Source organism: Streptomyces sp. NPDC001941 (assembly GCF_040296945.1).
In the GTDB taxonomy this organism is placed as follows: Bacteria; Actinomycetota; Actinomycetes; order Streptomycetales; family Streptomycetaceae; genus Streptomyces.
The window spans coordinates 21,979-37,855 of sequence record NZ_JBEOYE010000026.1 but is presented as its reverse complement, the minus strand read 5'-3'; the positions used below and the strand labels follow the sequence as shown (position 1 = coordinate 37,855).

The following is a 15,877-nucleotide window of genomic DNA, read 5'->3' as shown; positions in this document are numbered from 1 at the left end:
CCACGATTCCCGCTCACACCAGGCGTACCGGCTTCTCGGGGCGCACCCCGACCGTCGTCAGCCAGGCCCGCAGCGGCTCCGGATCGGCCTCCTCGACCAGCGCGAGCACCCGCCCCGCCAGGTCCGCGTGCCGCTCCCCGGCCACCAGCAGCGTCGGCCCGTCCAGCCAGTCCAGGCCCGGCACCGCACCCGCCGTGTCCACCGCCGCGCAGCACACCATCGCCGTCACGTGGTCCGCGAGCAGCTCCCGGCCGCCGCGCGGCGGCTGGAGCGGGAACAGCGGCAGCGGGTCCGGGCCGCCCAGCGCGGCGCCGTCCGCCGCCGGGCGGGCGGCCTCCTTGGCGCTCTCCTCGCGGGCCACCTCGGCCGTGATGCCCGCGGCCAGGCTCTCGCCGCCGGTGGTGTCCCGGTCCGCCAGGTGCTCCATCACCCGGGCCAGCGTGGGCCCCGGCGCACCGCCCGGCGCGCCCTCGGCCGGGCCCCGGGCGCCGAGGCGGTCCAGGACGCGGTGCAGCCGGGCGGCGTCGGTGCGCCACTTGCGGTCCACGACCTCCTCCGGATACTGCTGCCAGTCCACCGGCGCCCAGTCGGGCCCCGGCTCGGCCGGGCCGCCGTGGAACAGCCGGGCGGCCAGCAGCGAGGCCGCCTCGTCCACCGCGCCGGGCTCCTCCAGGAGGTCGCAGGCCGGGCGCTCGCCCAGCCGGGAGGCGAAGCCCTCGGCGAGCCGGTCGCGGCGGGACAGCTCGGTCAGCGCGGAGACCACGCCCGCGTCCAGCCGGGAGGGCCAGCGGCCCATCCGCCAGGCGGGCAGGGCGACCCGGGTCAGCAGCCGGTCCCAGCCCGCGTAGGCCAGGCCGACCTGCTCCTGGGCCACGATCCGCAGCCCGTAGTCCACCGCCTGGGCCCGCTCGGAGGCGGCCGCCGCCACCCCCCGCTCCATCTCGGCCGCGTGGCTCCGGCAGCCGCGCAGCAGCACCCGGGCGAACCAGCCGACGGCCCGCGCGCCGAGCCGGCGGACGGGGTCGAGCCCGGGGCGGGAGGCCACCGCGGCCGCGGCGTCCAGGCCCCGTACGAAACGGCGTGCGGCGGCTATGTCCGGGTGCGCCGAGGGGCCGGTGCCCGCGACCACCGGGGCGAGGACCGCCCGGAGCTCGGCGACCCGCATCCACCACAGGAACGGCGAGCCGATGACCAGGACCGGGGCGTCCGAGGGGCGCCGCACCCCGCCGTGCGCCGGGTGGGTGCGGTCCTCCAGCCAGCTGTCGCAGTCGGGCGTGAGCGCTATCGCGGAGGGCGCCGGCACGTCGAGGCGGTCGGCCAGGTCCCGCACCATCCGGTACAGGTCGGGGGCGGACGACTCGGCGAGCTCCACCGTCGGGCTGAGCGCGGGCCGGGCCCGGGCGATCACCAGGCCGACGACGGCGGCGACCACGAGCACGGCCGCCGCGACGACCCCGGACACCCAGCGCGCGGTGTCCCAGCCACCGCCCGTCAGATGGCCGGTGGCGCCGCCCGCGTACAACACGACGGCGACGGCGGCCGGCAGCAGCGCCACGGCGAGCGCCCTGCCGCGGACGCGGAGCACTGCGAGGGCCCTGGCGCGCGCGTGGCGCGCACCGAGCTCCTCACCCATACCGGCGCGGCCGCTGTGCGGCCCGGGTCCGGACACGGTCGTACGTCACCCCCTCTGCCCTGCGGTGGCGTTGTCCACTCCCCCACTGTGGCACCCCCCACCGACATCGCAATGCCGGTGGGCCAAGTGCCGGAACGCCTGCGCCGCACCCTAGTTGGGGCATCGGCGGCCGTCATCCGGATGGGTCAGCCGTCACTCGATGGAATGGCTCTGGGCAAAGGTGATGACGGTTTCCGCGGGTTACGGGTTCACTCCCCGGCGGCCTCGCGCGCGATGTCGGTGCGGTACTGGGAGCCGTCCAGGCGGATTCGCGCCACCGCGGCGTACGCCCGCCCGCGGGCCCGCTCCAGGTCCGCGCCGGTCGCCGTGACCGACAGGACCCGGCCGCCCGCGCTGACCACGGCGTCGCCGTCCTGCCTGGTCCCGGCGTGCAGGACGTACGCGTGGGGGGCGTCGAGCTCCGCGACCTGGTCGAGCCCGTCGATCGGGTCGCCGGTGCGCGGGGTGCCCGGGTAGTTGTGCGAGGCGATCACCACGGTGACGGCGGCGTCCTCGCGCCAGGCGAGCGGGGGCAGCGCGTCCAGGGTGCCCTCGGCGGCGGCCAGCAGCACTCCGGCCAGCGGCGTCCGCAGCCGGGCGAGCACGACCTGGGTCTCCGGGTCGCCGAAGCGGGCGTTGAACTCGATCACCCGCACCCCGCGGCCGGTGATCGCCAGGCCCGCGTAGAGAAGGCCGGAAAACGGCGTACCGCGGCGGCGCAGTTCGTCGACCGTCGGCTGGAGCACGCTCTCCATGACCTCGTCGACCAGCTTGGGGTCGGCCCAGGGCAGCGGCGAGTAGGCGCCCATGCCGCCGGTGTTGGGGCCCTCGTCGCCGTCCAGCGCGCGCTTGAAGTCCTGGGCGGGCTGGAGCGGCAGCACGGTGGTGCCGTCGGTGATCGCGAAGAGGGAGACCTCGGGGCCGTCCAGGAACTCCTCGATGACGACCCGGCCGCAGGCCAGCGCGTGGGCGCGGGCGGCCGCCAGGTCCCCGGTGACCACGACGCCCTTGCCCGCGGCGAGGCCGTCGTCCTTGACCACGTACGGGGCGCCGAAGGCGTCCAGGGCCTCGTCGACCTCCTCGGGCGTGGTGCACACGTAGGAGCGGGCGGTCGGCACGTTGGCACCGGCCATCACGTCCTTGGCGAACGCCTTGGAGCCTTCCAGGCGGGCGGCTTCGGCACTGGGCCCGAAGACCGGGATCCCGGCGGCGCGCACGGCGTCGGCGACGCCCGCCACCAGCGGGGCCTCCGGGCCGACCACCACGAGGTCGGCGGCCAGCTCGCCGGCCAGGCGCGCGACGGCGTCCCCGTCCAGCTGGTCGACGGCGTGCAGCTCGGCGACCTCCGCGATGCCCGCGTTGCCGGGGGCGCAGTGCAGGGAGCTGACGTCGGGGTCGAGGGAGAGAGAGCGGCACAGGGCGTGTTCGCGGGCGCCGCCGCCGATGACGAGGACCTTCACGGCAGCCAGGGTAGCCCGCGTTTCGTACGGGACGCCGAGCGGGCCCTGCTCACTCGTTCGTATATTCCTCCACCACCGTGGCCCCCAGCTCCCGCACGATCAGGTCGTGCCCGGAGAGCGCGGAGTCCACCAGGTCCGGGTCGTCCTCCTCGGGGATGTCGTCCTCCAGCGACACCGGCGGGGCCTGCGGCGGCTCCGGTGCGGCCGGGGCGGGGGCGGCGGGCGCGGACGGCCGGGGCTGCTGCTGTACGGGCGTGGGCGCGGGCGCCTGCTGGGGCGACGGGGCCGGGGCGGGCGCCGGGGCCTGCTGCTGCGGGGCCGGGGGGCGGGGGGCGAAGCCGCCGCCACCGCCGGGGGCGGGCGGCGGGGCGGAGCCGCCCGACGGGTCGACGATCGCCTCGATCTTCCAGTTGACGCTGAACTGCTCGGCCAGCGCCTGGCGCAGCACCTCCTCGCTGCCGCTGCTGGCGAAGTTGTCGCGGGCGCCCGCGTTGAGGAAGCCGAGCTGGACCGTGGTTCCGTCGAAGCCCGCCACCTGCGCGTTCTGACTGAGCAGGATCCAGGTGAAGCGGCGGCGGTTCTTCACGGCCTCCAGGATCTGGGGCCACATGGTGCGCACCTGGGCGGCGCCCTGGGCCATGGACCCGCCGCCGGCCGCGGGCGCGGGGGCGGCGGCCTGCGGGGCCGGGGCGGCGGGCGCGGCCTGCGGCGCGGGCGTGGAGGCGGGCGCGGAGGCGGTGGGCCAGCCGCCGGGGCGCTGGGCGGGTGCGGCGGAGCCGGATCCGGGCGCGGAGGCGCCGGGCCAGGCGCCGGGGGCGGGGCGCTGCGGCTCGGCGGCGGGCGGGGCGGCGGGCGCGGGGGCCTGATGCTGCGGGGCCGGGGCGGGCGCGGGGGCCGGGGCCTGCGGCGGGGCGGCGGGCGGCATGTGGGCGTCGGTCGCCGGTACGTACCCCATCGGCGGCGCGGACGGCGGCGCCTGCTGGAAGACCGGGGCGGCCGTCGGCATCGCGGCCGACGGCGCGACGGCGCCCCGCTCCAGGCGCTCCAGACGGGCCTGGAGCGAGCGCTCGTCGTCGAAGGCGGCGGGCAGCAGCACGCGCGCGCAGATCAGCTCCAGCTGGAGCCTGGGCGAGGTGGCGCCGCGCATCTCGGTGAGCCCGGTGTTGACCAGGTCGGCGGCGCGGCTGAGCTCGGCGGCGCCGAACACCTGGGCCTGCGCCTGCATCCGCTCCACCACGTCGGCCGGGGCGTCGATCAGGCCCTTCTCGCCCGCGTCCGGCACGGCGGCCAGGATCACCAGGTCGCGCAGCCGCTCCAGGAGGTCGGCGACGAAGCGGCGGGGGTCGTTGCCGCCCTCGATCACCGTGTCCACGACCTCGAAGGCGGCGGCGCCGTCCCCGGAGGCGAAGGCGTCCACCACGGAGTCGAGCAGCGACCCGTCGGTGTAGCCGAGCAGGGCCGTCGCCATGGGATACGTCACACCGTCCTCGGCGGCGCCGGCGAGCAGCTGGTCCATGACGGACATGGAGTCGCGCACGGACCCGGCGCCGGCGCGCACGACGAGCGGCAGCACCCCCTCGGCGACCGGGATGTCCTCCTTGCCGCACACCTCGCGCAGGTACTCCCGCAGGGTGCCGGGCGGCACCAGCCGGAAGGGGTAGTGGTGGGTGCGCGACCGGATGGTGCCGATGACCTTCTCGGGCTCGGTGGTCGCGAAGATGAACTTGAGGTGCTCCGGAGGCTCCTCGACCACCTTCAGCAGGGCGTTGAAGCCCGCCGGGGTGACCATGTGGGCCTCGTCGATGATGTAGATCTTGTACCGGCTGGAGGCGGGCCCGAAGAACGCCTTCTCGCGCAGGTCACGGGCGTCGTCCACACCACCGTGCGAGGCGGCGTCGATCTCGATGACGTCGATCGACCCCGGCCCGTTGCGCGCGAGGTCCTGGCAGGACTGGCACGTGCCGCAGGGCGTCGGGGTGGGCCCCTGCTCGCAGTTCAGGCAGCGCGCCAGGATGCGCGCGCTGGTCGTCTTGCCGCAGCCGCGCGGACCACTGAACAGGTACGCGTGATTGACCCGGTTGTTCCGCAACGCCTGCTGCAACGGATCAGTGACATGCTCCTGTCCGATGACCTCGGCGAACGACTCCGGGCGATAACGGCGGTACAGCGCGAGAGACGACACGCCTACGAGGTTATAGGCGACCACTGACAACCCCGCCCCGGAACGCGAAGCGCCCCCCACGCACCCGCCAGAGCCGACCTACCCTTGCTGCCTTCCGGCCCTGGGGGAGTTCAGTCAGATAGCGCCACGTGAGGGGCTGCGCCCAGAGTACCCGATCGAACCCCCGCCGATCGAGCCCGGCCCCACCTCGGAGGACCACCCGCGGAACGGGTTCGCGAGCACTCCCCAACGTCTTGTATTGTTTGCCGCGGAGGATTCGCCTAGTGGCCTAGGGCGCACGCTTGGAAAGCGTGTTGGGGGCAACCCCTCACGAGTTCGAATCTCGTATCCTCCGCCAGTGCCTCACCGGGCACGTTGTCGAAGGGCCCCACCGTTCGCGGTGGGGCCCTTCGACGTGCGTGGTCCCATTTGCCGTCCGCCCCTCGCGCCGCAGGATCCCGTCCGGGTTGGGACGATGTGTCCATGGTGGAGCGATCTTTCGATGAACTCGTGGCCGAGGCCGGTGCCGTTTCCGTGGACGGGTGGGACTTCTCCTGGCTGGAGGGGCGGGCCAGTGAGGAGCGGCCCTCGTGGGGCTACCAGCGGCTGATGGGCGAGCGGCTGGGGCGGGCGCGGGCGGCGCTGGACGTGCAGACCGGGGGCGGTGAGGTGCTGGCCGGGGCCGGGTCGCTGCCGCCGGTGATGGCCGCCACCGAGTCCTGGCCGCCCAATGTGGCGAAGGCCACGGCGCTGCTGCACCCGCTGGGCGCGGTGGTGGTGGCCGACGAGGACGAGCCGCCGCTGCCGTTCGCCGACGGCGCCTTCGACCTGGTGACCAGCCGTCATCCGGTGCGGGCCTGGTGGGAGGAGATCGCGCGGGTGCTCGCGCCCGGCGGGACCTACCTGTCGCAGCAGGTGGGGCCGGCCAGCGTGTTCGAGCTGGTGGAGTACTTCCTGGGGCCGCAGCCCGAGGAGGTGCGGCGGGCCCGGCACCCCGAGGACGCCCGGCGCGGGGCCGAGGCGGCCGGGCTGCGGGTGGTGGACCTGCGGGCCGAGTCGCTGCGCACCGAGTTCCACGACGTGGGCGCGGTCGTGTACTTCCTGCGCAAGGTGATCTGGATGGTGCCCGGCTTCACCGTGGACGGGTACCGCGACCGGCTGCGCGAGCTGGACGCGGAGATCCGCGACCGGGGTCCGTTCGTGGCGCACACGACGCGCTTCCTGATCGAGTGCGTCAAGCCGTAGCCCTTCGTACGGGTGCGTCCGCCGGGCCGGAGCGGGGCGCGCGGTGGATCATCGGTCCATGAGCGACCGGAAGAAGCCCGAGATCCACCTGGCCCAGGACGCCGACGCGGACGCGCTGCTCGCGCGCAGCCCGCTGGCCGCGCTGGTGGGGATGCTGCTCGACCAGCAGGTGCCGATGGAGTGGGCGTTCGCCGGCCCGTACACGATCGCCTCGCGGCTGGGCGGCGACGACCTGGACGCGCACGAGATCGCCGCGTACGACCCCGAGGCCTTCGCCGGGCTGCTGTCCCGCAAGCCCGCCGTGCACCGCTACCCGGGCTCGATGGCCAAGCGGGTGCAGCAGCTGTGCGCCTTCCTGGTGGAGGAGTACGAGGGGGACGCGGCGGCCGTGTGGGCGGACGCGGGGAGCGGCAAGGAGCTGCTGGCCCGGCTGAAGGCGCTGCCCGGGTTCGGCGAGCAGAAGGCGAAGATCTTCCTGGCGCTGCTCGGCAAGCAGTACGGGGTGCGGCCGCGCGGCTGGCGCGAGGCGGCGGGCGCGTACGGCGAGGACGGCTCGCGGCGCTCCGCGGCGGACATCACCGGGCCCGAGTCGCTGGCCGAGGTGCGCGCGTACAAGCAGGAGGCAAAACGTGCAGCCAAAGCGGGCGGCTCGGGCCCGTCCGTCCAGCGGAGTACTGCGTTGTGATGTCAATGGTGCGAAAAATGGCGTGAGTTGTGGCACATCTGTTCACAGAAAGCTCGGAGATCGCTAACTTCCCTTCATCCTCGTTCGCACCGGGAAGGACCTCTGTGAACGCATCCCGCAGAGCCGCGGCCACCCTGGCCGCAGCCGCACTCGCGACCCCGCTCATGCTGGCCGCGGCCTCGCCCGCCTCCGCCGCCAAGGACGACCCGGCCAAGGACGCCGCGAAGCTGTCCAAGGCGCTGGTCCGCGAGGCGTCCGCCAAGGACGCCTTCCAGCACCTGAAGAAGTTCCAGCAGATAGCGGACTCCGCGGGCGGCAACCGCGCCGCCGGCACGCTCGGCCACGACGCCTCGGCGGCGTACGTGTACCAGCTGCTGAAGAAGGCCGGTTACCGCGTCTCGTACCAGAAGTTCGAGTTCGACTACACGCAGACGCAGGCCGAGAAGCTCTCGGTGGTCTCGCCCGCGCCGCGCAACGTCGACATCAAGGCGATGACGTACACCAAGTCCACCGCGGTCGGCGGCGTCACCGCCCAGCTGGCCGCGGTCCCCGCCGACGACACCACGGGCTGCGAGCCCGCGGACTACGCGACCGGCAACTACGCCGGGAAGATCGCCCTGATCAAGCGCGGCGGCTGCCCGTTCGCCGACAAGCAGGCCCAGGCCGCCGCCGCGGGCGCGGTCGGCGCGGTCATCTACAACAACACCGAGGGCGCGCTCTCCGGCACCCTCGGCTCGGCCGCCGTCGCCAAGATCCCCACCGGCGGCATCACGCTCGCCGAGGGCCAGAAGCTGGTCGCCGACCTCGCCGCGGGCCCGGTCACCGTCACGGCCGACATCCGCCAGCTCCTGGAGAAGCGCTCCACGAACAACGTCCTCGCGGAGACGCCCGGCGGCAACGCCGCCAACACCGTGATGCTCGGCGCGCACCTGGACTCGGTCACCGCAGGCCCCGGCATCAACGACAACGGCTCCGGCTCGGCCGGTCTGCTGGACGTCGCCCTGAAGCTGGCCAAGAAGGAGAAGCAGCCGCACAACAAGGTGCGCTTCGCCTGGTGGTCGGCGGAGGAGCAGGGCCTGCTCGGCTCCGAGCACTACGTCGCGAACCTGGCGCCGCTGGCGAAGCAGGAGATCAAGCTCTACCTGAACTTCGACATGATCGCCTCGCCCAACTACGGCCTGTTCGTGTACGACGGCGACGACTCGGACGGCACCGGCGCCCCGGCCGGTCCGGCGGGCTCGGCCCAGCTCGAGCGCGACATCAACACCTTCCTCGACAAGCAGGGCAAGCCGCACGCGGGCACCGACTTCACGGGCCGCTCGGACTACGGCCCGTTCATCGAGGTCGGCATCCCCTCCGGCGGCACCTTCACCGGCGCCGAGGGCCTCAAGACCCCGGCCGAGGCGGCGAAGTTCGGCGGCCAGGCGGGCGTCGCGTACGACGTGAACTACCACGCGGCGGGCGACGACCTGAAGAACATCAACATGACGGCGTTCGACGTGAACATCGACGTCATCGCCAACGCCGTGGGCACCTACGCCCACGACATCAGCTCCCTGAAGAAGCCCGTCACCACCGTCCCCACCGACGGCGGCCAGGGCGGGGGCGGCGGCCTGCACGACGGCCACGACCACGAGGTCTCCTCGTGAGCTGACCCCACGTCACGGACGCGGCCCCGCGGGAACCTTCCCGCGGGGCCGCGCCCGTCCGCCCGCCGGTGCGCCCGGCCGCCCGTGCCTCAGCGGCGCCGGGTGCCGAAGATCGAGCGGGAGATCTCCCGCCCCAGCTGCGTGCCGATCGAGCGGGCCAGCGAGCGGAACATCCCGCTGCCCACCACCTGCTCCGCCAGCGACTCCTGCTTCGGCGCCGACCTGGCCGCCCGCGCCGCCTCCTTGGCCTGCTCGGCGTCGATCGCGGCCTGCACCGCCGCCGCCTCGGCCGCCTGCTGCTCGGCGCTCAGCTTCTCGTACGCCGACTCCCGGTCCACGGCCTCCGCGTACCGCGAGTACAGCAGCGAGCCCTTCACCGCCGCGTCCAGCGCCCCCGCGTCGATCGGGCCCATCAGCGACTGCGGCGCCCGCAGCCGGGTGGCCGCCACCGGGGTGGGCGCGCCCTTCTCGCTCAGTACGGTGATCACGGCCTCGCCCGTGCCGAGCCCGGTGAGCAGCTCCTCCAGGTCGTACTCCGAGTTCGGGAAGGTCTTCACGGTCGCCTTCAGCGCCTTGGCGTCGTCCGGGGTGAAGGCGCGCAGCGCGTGCTGCACCCGGTTGCCCAGCTGGGCGAGCACGTCGGCGGGCACGTCCTTGGGGGTCTGCGTCACGAAGAAGACGCCGACGCCCTTGGAGCGGATCAGCCGCACGGTCTGCGTGATCGACTCCAGGAACGCCTTGGACGCCCCGTTGAACAGCAGGTGCGCCTCGTCGAAGAAGAAGACCAGCTTGGGCTTCTCCACGTCGCCGACCTCGGGGAGGTTGTTGAACAGGTCCGCCAGCAGCCACATCAGGAACGTCGAGAACAGCTGCGGCTTGTCCTGCACCGCCGGCAGCTCCAGTACGGAGACGAGGCCGCGGCCGTCGTGCGCGGTGCGCAGCAGCTCGCTGGTGTCGAACTCCGGCTCGCCGAAGAAGTCGCCCGCGCCCTGCTGCTCGAAGGCGGTGATCGCGCGCAGGATGACCCCGGCGGTGACCGTGGAGAGGCCGCCGATGTTCTTCAGCTCCGCCTTCCCCACGTCGGAGACCAGGAAGGCGACGACCGCCCGCAGGTCCTTCAGGTCGTACAGCTCCAGGCCCTTGGCGTCCGCGTAGTGGAAGATCAGGCCGAGCGACTGCTCCTGGGTCTGGTTGAGCTGGAGCACCTTGGACAGCAGGACCGGCCCGAAGCTGGTGACCGTGGCCCGCAGCGGGATGCCGGGGCCGGTGCCGCCCAGGCCGTAGAACTCGCACGGGAAGCCGGTCGCCTCCCACTCCTGGCCGACCTGCGCGGCGCGCTCGGCGACCTTGTCGTTGGCCTGACCGGGGGCGGAGATCCCGGAGACGTCGCCCTTGATGTCGGCCAGGAAGACCGGGACGCCGTTGGCCGACAGCTGCTCGGCCATCAGCTGGAGCGTCTTGGTCTTGCCGGTGCCGGTGGCGCCCGCGACCAGGCCGTGCCGGTTGAGCATGCCGAGCGGGATGCGGATCTGCGCCCCGGGGTGGCACGCGCCGTCCCACAGCAGGGCCCCGAGGTCGAGCGCGGGCCCGTCGAAGGCGTACCCGGCGGCGATCGCGGCGGCGGGGGGCGGCAGGGGGGCGCCCGGGTCATCCGAGTCCTGCGGCGGGGCCTGCGGGGCCTGTGGGGCTTCCGGGGTGCCGGGCGCGTCCGGAGCCGTGGCTTCCGGGGGCGCGTCAACCGGAGGCTGCGCGACGGGCTCGTCCTGGGGGGTGGTCGGTGCCTGGTCACTGGCGCTCATCACGGCCCCTTTTGTCGGCTCTGGTGCGTTTTGCTCAGTTCTGCTCAGCATCGCACTGCCACCGCACGGCTGCGCCGGGAGCCGCTCGCCCGGTAGGCTTTCCGTGTGATCTTCAAGCGCATCGGCAACGGGCGGCCATACCCCGACCACGGGCGGGAAAGCACCCGGCAGTGGGCGGACGTCGCGCCGCGCCCGGTCCGCCTCGATCAGCTCGTGACGACCAAGGGGCAGCTGGACCTGGAGACCCTCCTCGCCGAGGACTCCACCTTCTACGGCGACCTCTTCGCGCACGTCGTGAAGTGGCACGGCGACCTGTACCTGGAGGACGGGCTGCACCGCGCCGTCCGCGCCGCGCTCCAGCAGCGCCAGGTGCTGCACGCGCGCGTGCTCGAACTCGACTGACCCGTTCGGGCTCATTCCCGCTCATCCGGCCGCGACCTGTTGATCATTTAGTAGGCATCGCCACCGGGCCGCACTACGCTGCGCCCATGAGCATGCTGACTCCCCCCGGCATGGGCGGAAAGTACCGCATCAAGGGTGACAAGTACCCGCGCATGCGCCGTCCCCGGAACCGCCGCAGGATCGTGCTCGCGGCCGTCGCCGCGGTGGTCGTCCTCGGCTTCGCCGGGTGGGGGACGCTGCAGCTCGTGCACGTCTTCTCCGGCGACACCGGCAACAAGGTGAACGCCGCCCGGGACAAGCGCGACTGCAAGCCCGTCGCCAAGCCCTCGCCCGCCGCCGCGGCCCTGCCGCCGAAGCCCGCGCAGATCACGGTGAACGTCTACAACGCGACCCCGCGCGGGGGCCTCGCCAAGTCGACCGCCGACGAGCTGAAGAAGCGCGGGTTCCTGATCGGGAAGGTGGGCAACGCCCCCGCCGCGTACGACAAGAAGGTGCCCGGCGCCGGAATGCTGCTCGGCTCCACGGCCGCCCAGGCCGGCTCCCTGCGCACCCTGTCGACCCAGCTCGCCGGCGCCCAGCTGAAGGCGGACACCCGCGCCACGGCGGACGTCGACCTGATCATCGGCACCGCGTTCAAGGCCCTGACGCCGCCGAAGGACTCGACGGCGGCCCTTGCGGTCCTGGCCAAGCCGGTCGCCGTGAAGCCGTCCTGTTAGTAGGGGCTCGGTTCGCCTCCGGGGCGCTGCGAGACCCTGCCGCCCCCTCGGCTCACCCGCCGAGGGGGGAAGTGCTTACGTCTTATTCAGCCGACCCGTACATGCGGTCGCCCGCGTCGCCGAGTCCCGGCACGATGTAGCCGCTCTCGTTGAGGCGCTCGTCCACCGAGGCCGTCACCACGGTCACCGGCGTGCCCGCCAGCTCGCGCTCCATGACCTCGACGCCCTCGGGCGCCGCGAGCAGCACGACCGCGGTCACGTCGTCGGCGCCGCGCTTGATCAGCTCCTGGATCGCCGCGACCAGGGTGCCGCCGGTGGCCAGCATCGGGTCGAGGACGTACACCTGGCGCCCGGAGAGGTCCTCGGGCATCCGCGTCGCGTACGTGGAGGCCTCCAGGGTCTCCTCGTTGCGGATCATGCCGAGGAAGCCCACCTCGGCGGTCGGCAGCAGCCGGACCATGCCGTCCAGCATGCCCAGGCCGGCCCGCAGGATCGGCACCACCAGCGGACGCGGGTACGACAGCTTCACGCCCGTCGTCCCGGTCACGGGGGTCTCGATGTCGACCTGCTCGGTGCGCACGTCCCGGGTGGCCTCGTACGCGAGCAGGGTGACCAGCTCGTCGGCGAGGCGGCGGAAGGTGGGGGAGTCCGTGCGCTTGTCGCGCAGGGTGGTGAGCTTGTGGGCGACCAGCGGGTGGTCCACGACATGGAGACGCATGCCTCCACAGTAGCCCGGGCTGGCATCAACCCCGACCCGAGAGGGAAGGTGGAGGCAGAACGGACCCAGCCGCGGGGTGGTGTGGCAGATGCCGAGCCAGGAACGACCGGACCGGGGGCAGCAGGCGCCGGACCGGGGCCAGGAGAGCGACGCGGAGCGACGCAAGCGCCGCGCGCAGTTCCTGCGCGAGCTGAACGAGGCGAAGGCGCTGCGCGACCGCGTCCAGCCCCGTCGCGCGCGGGCCGCCCGGATGCGCCAGCAGATGCGCATGCGGACCTTCCGCTGGTAGGCCCTCCGGCGAGACCTCCGGCGGGACGTGCCGACGGGCCCGCGCGGCCGATCTGAGACGCTGTCCGCGCTCGGACCGGACTGATGCACGACGCAAGCGCGGAAGACCTCTCGCGAACGCGTCGTTTCTGCCACGATTCCGAGTGGGCGGGGCACTCAGCGGCACCGCCGGATGGTCACACCTCTGATCAGTGGGAGAGTCACGGTGTACTTCGCCGCACTGCTCGCGCGCACCGAAGACGGGTGGGAAGCGAGCGACACGGAGCTCGACGACGTGGAGACGCTGTCGGACCTCGCCGACCTGGCCCGCGAGGCCTCGGTCGACGAGGACACGGTGCTCGTCTTCATCGAGCAGGAGGACGCGTGGTTCGCGGTCGTCCGGGTCGAGGGCGAGGACGACCCTCGCATCTACGTCTCGGACGCGGCGGCGGCCGCTCGGTCCTCCTACGGGGAGATCCTCACCAACGAACTGCTCGGTGACGGGCGGGACGACGCGACCGACGACCTGGACGCGCTGGACCTGGACGGGACCGAGGACGGGGAGCCGGACGCGGAGGAAGGGGACGACGACGGGGACGAGGACGGCGGCGGCGCCGCCGCCAACGACGCGCCGTCCGGGCCGGTGGGCGACCGCCTGATCCTGGACGACCTGGGCCTGTCGGAGAAGGAGCTGCTCGCCCTGGACTCCGACGCGCTCACCGAGATCGCGGACGTGCTGGGCGCCTCGGACGTCCTGGAGGCCGTCCGCTAGTGACCCCGCTCGACCCCGTACGCGACCCGTGGCAGGAGTCGATGCGGCATGCCCTGGCGCAGGCGGAGGAGGCCGCGCGGGCCGGCGACGTACCGGTCGGCGCGGTGCTGCTGTCGCCGGCCGGGGAGACCCTGGCCACCGGGCACAACGAGCGCGAGGCGGTCGGCGACCCCACCGCGCACGCCGAGGTCCTCGCGCTGCGCCGGGGCGCGGCCGCGCTCGGCGAGTGGCGGCTGACCGGCTGCACGCTCGTGGTGACCCTGGAGCCCTGCGTGATGTGCGCGGGCGCGCTGGTGCAGGCCCGGGTGGACCGGGTGGTCTTCGGGGCGCCCGACGAGAAGGCGGGGGCCGCCGGGTCGCTGTGGGACCTGGTGCGCGACCGCCGTCTGAACCACCGCCCCGAGGTGGTCCGCGGGGTGCTGGAAGAGGAGTGCTCCGCCCTGCTCACGGGGTTCTTCAGGGCCCGCTGAGATACGGATTTCCGAACGGCGGCCCCTGTGGTCTAAGCTCTCTCTCGGTAGCGTGTCCGAGCGGCCGAAGGAGCTCGCCTCGAAAGCGAGTGTGGGGAAACTCACCGAGGGTTCAAATCCCTCCGCTACCGCCAGCAACGCCCCTCCGGGCCACGGAAACGTGGAACGGAGGGGCGTTTCGCGTGTGTGGGCCCCCGCCCCCGGACGCGCTGGTGTTCCGGTGGGGACGGCGGACGTCAGTGGAAGCCGAGCGTCCCCGGCGAGTCGATGCCGATGGCGATGACGCCCGGTGGATAGCGGTCCTCGTCGTCGGTGAGCAGGATGGACATGCCGGTGAACTCGGGGCGCGGTAGCGCGCAGTACAGGGCGTGGCAGGTGTCGGCGCCGCCGTAACCGTCGCGGATCATGACCCCGACGGCCACCGCCTCGACCGTGCCGAGCGGTTCCACGGAGACCGAGGGGAAGCCGAGCACCCGGCGCGCGGCGTCCGCGTCGTCGGCCTCCGCCTGCGTCAGGCAGAGGGCGGGCACGGTGAGCTGGTCACTCGTGCCGGCCATGGTGGCCGCGAGCAGGTTGAGCGTCTTGTGCCCGTCGGCCAGCGCCCGTACCGCGCTGGTGTCGAGGATGATCACGCGGCTTCCCCGCGGGCCACGGCCACCTTCGCCGCGGCGGCCCGGTAGATGTTGCCGAGGATGTCGGGGGCGCCCTCGAACTCCTCGTCGGGGATGTCGAGGCCGATCACCTCGCGCACGTGGCGCCGCGCCTCGGCCAGTCGTGCGGCCCGCTGCTCCGCGGTCGGCTGCTGCTCGGCGAGCTGCTGGACCAGCTGCCCGAGGGTCAGCCCCCGCTCCCCGGCCAGCGCGGCGAGGTGGTCGCGCGTCTCACGGGACACCTGGATCGTCGTGGATGCCATGGCATCACCATAGCCACGCTGTGACCACCCGGCACGGGAAAACGAAGGAGCCCCGGCCTCAGGGGGGGAGAGGGCCGGGGCTCCGACGGGTTCGGGCGGGGGGAGCGGCATCGGGGGGACAAGCCGCTCCCCCCGATGAGAACCGGTCCTGCAAGTCGCGCGCCGCAGTCAGGGGGGAAGCTCGCGGCGCGGACCCCGCAGTGAGGGCCGGTTCCTCGCCCCGCGGATTCCTGCCAGATCCGCCGGGCTCATGGACAATCCTGCTCCGTGCGGGGGTGGTTACGGCCCGGCAAAGGGCCCCGATCGCCGGGCCCTTGGTCCTTAAAGGCTCGGTTAGACTCACGCGACCGTTTCCGGACGCAGGAGAGGCAGGGGCTGTGGTGCAGGTGAAGAAGATCGCTCTGTACGTGGTCGTGGTCTTCGTCCTGTACACGATCATCACGTCCCCGGCCCGGGCCGCCGACCTGGTCCAGGTAGGGTTCGAGGGCATTTCGAGCGCCGCGCAGGGCGTCGGCGAGTTCATGACCGAGCTCATCAAGTAGCTCATCAGACCGGCAGGGAGTGCCCGATGATCCGCCACCTGGTCCTGTTCAAGCTCAACGAGGGCGTGGAGCGCGACGAGCCGCGCGTCGCGGCGGGCGTGAAGGCCTTCCAGGAGCTCGACGGGGTCGTCCCCGAGCTGCGGTTCTGGGAGTGCGCCTGGAACATCACGGACCGCCCGATCGCCTACGACTTCGCCATCAACTCGGCCGTCGAGGACACCGATGCGCTCAAGCGCTACATCGAGCACCCGGCCCACCAGGCGGCGGCCGGACAGTGGCGTGAGTTCGCCACGTGGGTGATCGCTGACTACGAGTTCTGAGCCGACCCTTCACCACGCCCCCCGCCGCCACGGTGGGGGGCTTCGTGGTTCCCGGGCCCAACTCACGCTCAACACGGCGTTATACG

At 73.3% G+C, this 15,877-nt stretch carries 17 protein-coding genes, 2 tRNA genes and 1 other RNA gene; 12 read left to right on the top strand and 8 right to left on the bottom strand.

The genetic code is table 11. The features are described 5' to 3' along the window. Positions 1-13: 13 nt before the first annotated feature. From ABT160_RS19175 to ffs, 4 genes are all read right to left on the bottom strand, one after another. Positions 14-1,633: a M48 family metalloprotease gene (locus ABT160_RS19175; RefSeq protein WP_351648900.1), complete on the bottom strand. Its 1,620-nt coding sequence runs from the start codon at positions 1,631-1,633 to the stop codon at positions 14-16. 248 nt (positions 1,634-1,881) lie between these two features. Then, entirely contained in the window at positions 1,882-3,132 is a 1,251-nt protein-coding gene (gene purD, locus ABT160_RS19170) for a phosphoribosylamine--glycine ligase (protein ID WP_351648843.1), read from the bottom strand. Between the two features lie 49 nt (positions 3,133-3,181). Next, a complete protein-coding gene (locus ABT160_RS19165; RefSeq protein WP_351648842.1) occupies positions 3,182-5,314 on the bottom strand; it encodes a DNA polymerase III subunit gamma and tau in 2,133 nt (710 codons plus the stop codon). Positions 5,315-5,356: 42 nt separating this feature from the next. Then, positions 5,357-5,455, bottom strand: an RNA gene (gene ffs, locus ABT160_RS19160) — signal recognition particle sRNA small type. A gap of 108 nt (positions 5,456-5,563) precedes the next feature. On the opposite strand from ffs, the gene ABT160_RS19155 reads away from it, so the two are divergent. The 4 genes from ABT160_RS19155 (at position 5,564) to ABT160_RS19140 (ending at position 8,872) form a co-directional block, all read left to right on the top strand. Next, positions 5,564-5,651: transfer RNA gene (locus ABT160_RS19155), tRNA-Ser, on the top strand. Between the two features lie 125 nt (positions 5,652-5,776). Then, positions 5,777-6,538, top strand: coding sequence for a class I SAM-dependent methyltransferase (locus ABT160_RS19150; RefSeq protein ID WP_351648841.1), 762 nt, complete (start codon positions 5,777-5,779; stop codon positions 6,536-6,538). 58 nt (positions 6,539-6,596) lie between these two features. Next, positions 6,597-7,223 (top strand): HhH-GPD-type base excision DNA repair protein, encoded by a 627-nt coding sequence (locus ABT160_RS19145; RefSeq protein WP_351648840.1) that lies wholly within the window; start codon positions 6,597-6,599, stop codon positions 7,221-7,223. Positions 7,224-7,387: 164 nt separating this feature from the next. Further along, complete coding sequence (locus ABT160_RS19140) at positions 7,388-8,872, top strand: M28 family metallopeptidase (protein WP_351648899.1); 1,485 nt, start codon at positions 7,388-7,390, stop codon at positions 8,870-8,872. Between the two features lie 89 nt (positions 8,873-8,961). Here the strand turns inward: ABT160_RS19140 and ABT160_RS19135 are convergent, their stop codons facing one another. Next, a complete protein-coding gene (locus tag ABT160_RS19135) occupies positions 8,962-10,671 on the bottom strand; it encodes a helicase HerA-like domain-containing protein (RefSeq protein ID WP_351648839.1) in 1,710 nt (569 codons plus the stop codon). A gap of 105 nt (positions 10,672-10,776) precedes the next feature. Here ABT160_RS19135 and ABT160_RS19130 point away from each other — a divergent pair, with 105 nt between their 5' ends. Further along, the gene (locus tag ABT160_RS19130) at positions 10,777-11,073 is read left to right on the top strand and encodes a type II toxin-antitoxin system VapB family antitoxin (RefSeq protein WP_351648838.1); all 297 of its coding nucleotides are present in this window, start codon (positions 10,777-10,779) and stop codon (positions 11,071-11,073) included. Between the two features lie 86 nt (positions 11,074-11,159). Further along, a complete protein-coding gene (locus ABT160_RS19125; protein WP_351648837.1) occupies positions 11,160-11,789 on the top strand; it encodes a LytR C-terminal domain-containing protein in 630 nt (209 codons plus the stop codon). A gap of 82 nt (positions 11,790-11,871) precedes the next feature. Here ABT160_RS19125 and upp read toward each other — a convergent pair whose 3' ends face one another. Next, positions 11,872-12,507 carry a uracil phosphoribosyltransferase gene (gene upp / locus ABT160_RS19120; protein ID WP_351648836.1) on the bottom strand — a complete coding sequence of 212 codons (636 nt, stop codon included), beginning with the start codon at positions 12,505-12,507 and terminating at the stop codon, positions 11,872-11,874. Between the two features lie 88 nt (positions 12,508-12,595). Between upp and ABT160_RS19115 the strand changes: the two genes are divergently transcribed. From ABT160_RS19115 to ABT160_RS19100, 4 genes are all read left to right on the top strand, one after another. Beyond that, entirely contained in the window at positions 12,596-12,796 is a 201-nt protein-coding gene (locus tag ABT160_RS19115; protein WP_351648835.1) for a hypothetical protein, read from the top strand. Between the two features lie 204 nt (positions 12,797-13,000). Beyond that, entirely contained in the window at positions 13,001-13,546 is a 546-nt protein-coding gene (locus ABT160_RS19110) for a tRNA adenosine deaminase-associated protein (RefSeq protein ID WP_351648834.1), read from the top strand. A gap of 41 nt (positions 13,547-13,587) precedes the next feature. Continuing rightward, complete coding sequence (gene tadA, locus ABT160_RS19105; RefSeq protein ID WP_351648898.1) at positions 13,588-14,016, top strand: tRNA adenosine(34) deaminase TadA; 429 nt, start codon at positions 13,588-13,590, stop codon at positions 14,014-14,016. A gap of 46 nt (positions 14,017-14,062) precedes the next feature. Next, positions 14,063-14,150: transfer RNA gene (locus ABT160_RS19100), tRNA-Ser, on the top strand. Between the two features lie 102 nt (positions 14,151-14,252). On the opposite strand, the gene ABT160_RS19095 is transcribed toward ABT160_RS19100, so the two are convergent. Both ABT160_RS19095 and ABT160_RS19090 read right to left on the bottom strand, forming a co-directional pair. Then, entirely contained in the window at positions 14,253-14,648 is a 396-nt protein-coding gene (locus ABT160_RS19095; RefSeq protein WP_351648833.1) for a hypothetical protein, read from the bottom strand. Next, positions 14,645-14,929, bottom strand: a complete 285-nt coding sequence (locus ABT160_RS19090; protein ID WP_351648832.1) for a hypothetical protein — start codon at positions 14,927-14,929, stop codon at positions 14,645-14,647. Before ABT160_RS19090 ends, ABT160_RS19095 begins: the two co-directional genes overlap by 4 nt. Positions 14,930-15,315: 386 nt before the next feature. On the opposite strand from ABT160_RS19090, the gene ABT160_RS19085 reads away from it, so the two are divergent. Next, positions 15,316-15,471 (top strand): hypothetical protein, encoded by a 156-nt coding sequence (locus ABT160_RS19085; protein ID WP_351648904.1) that lies wholly within the window; start codon positions 15,316-15,318, stop codon positions 15,469-15,471. A gap of 26 nt (positions 15,472-15,497) precedes the next feature. Next, positions 15,498-15,791 carry a Dabb family protein gene (locus ABT160_RS19080; RefSeq protein WP_351648831.1) on the top strand — a complete coding sequence of 98 codons (294 nt, stop codon included), beginning with the start codon at positions 15,498-15,500 and terminating at the stop codon, positions 15,789-15,791. Positions 15,792-15,877: the final 86 nt, after the last annotated feature.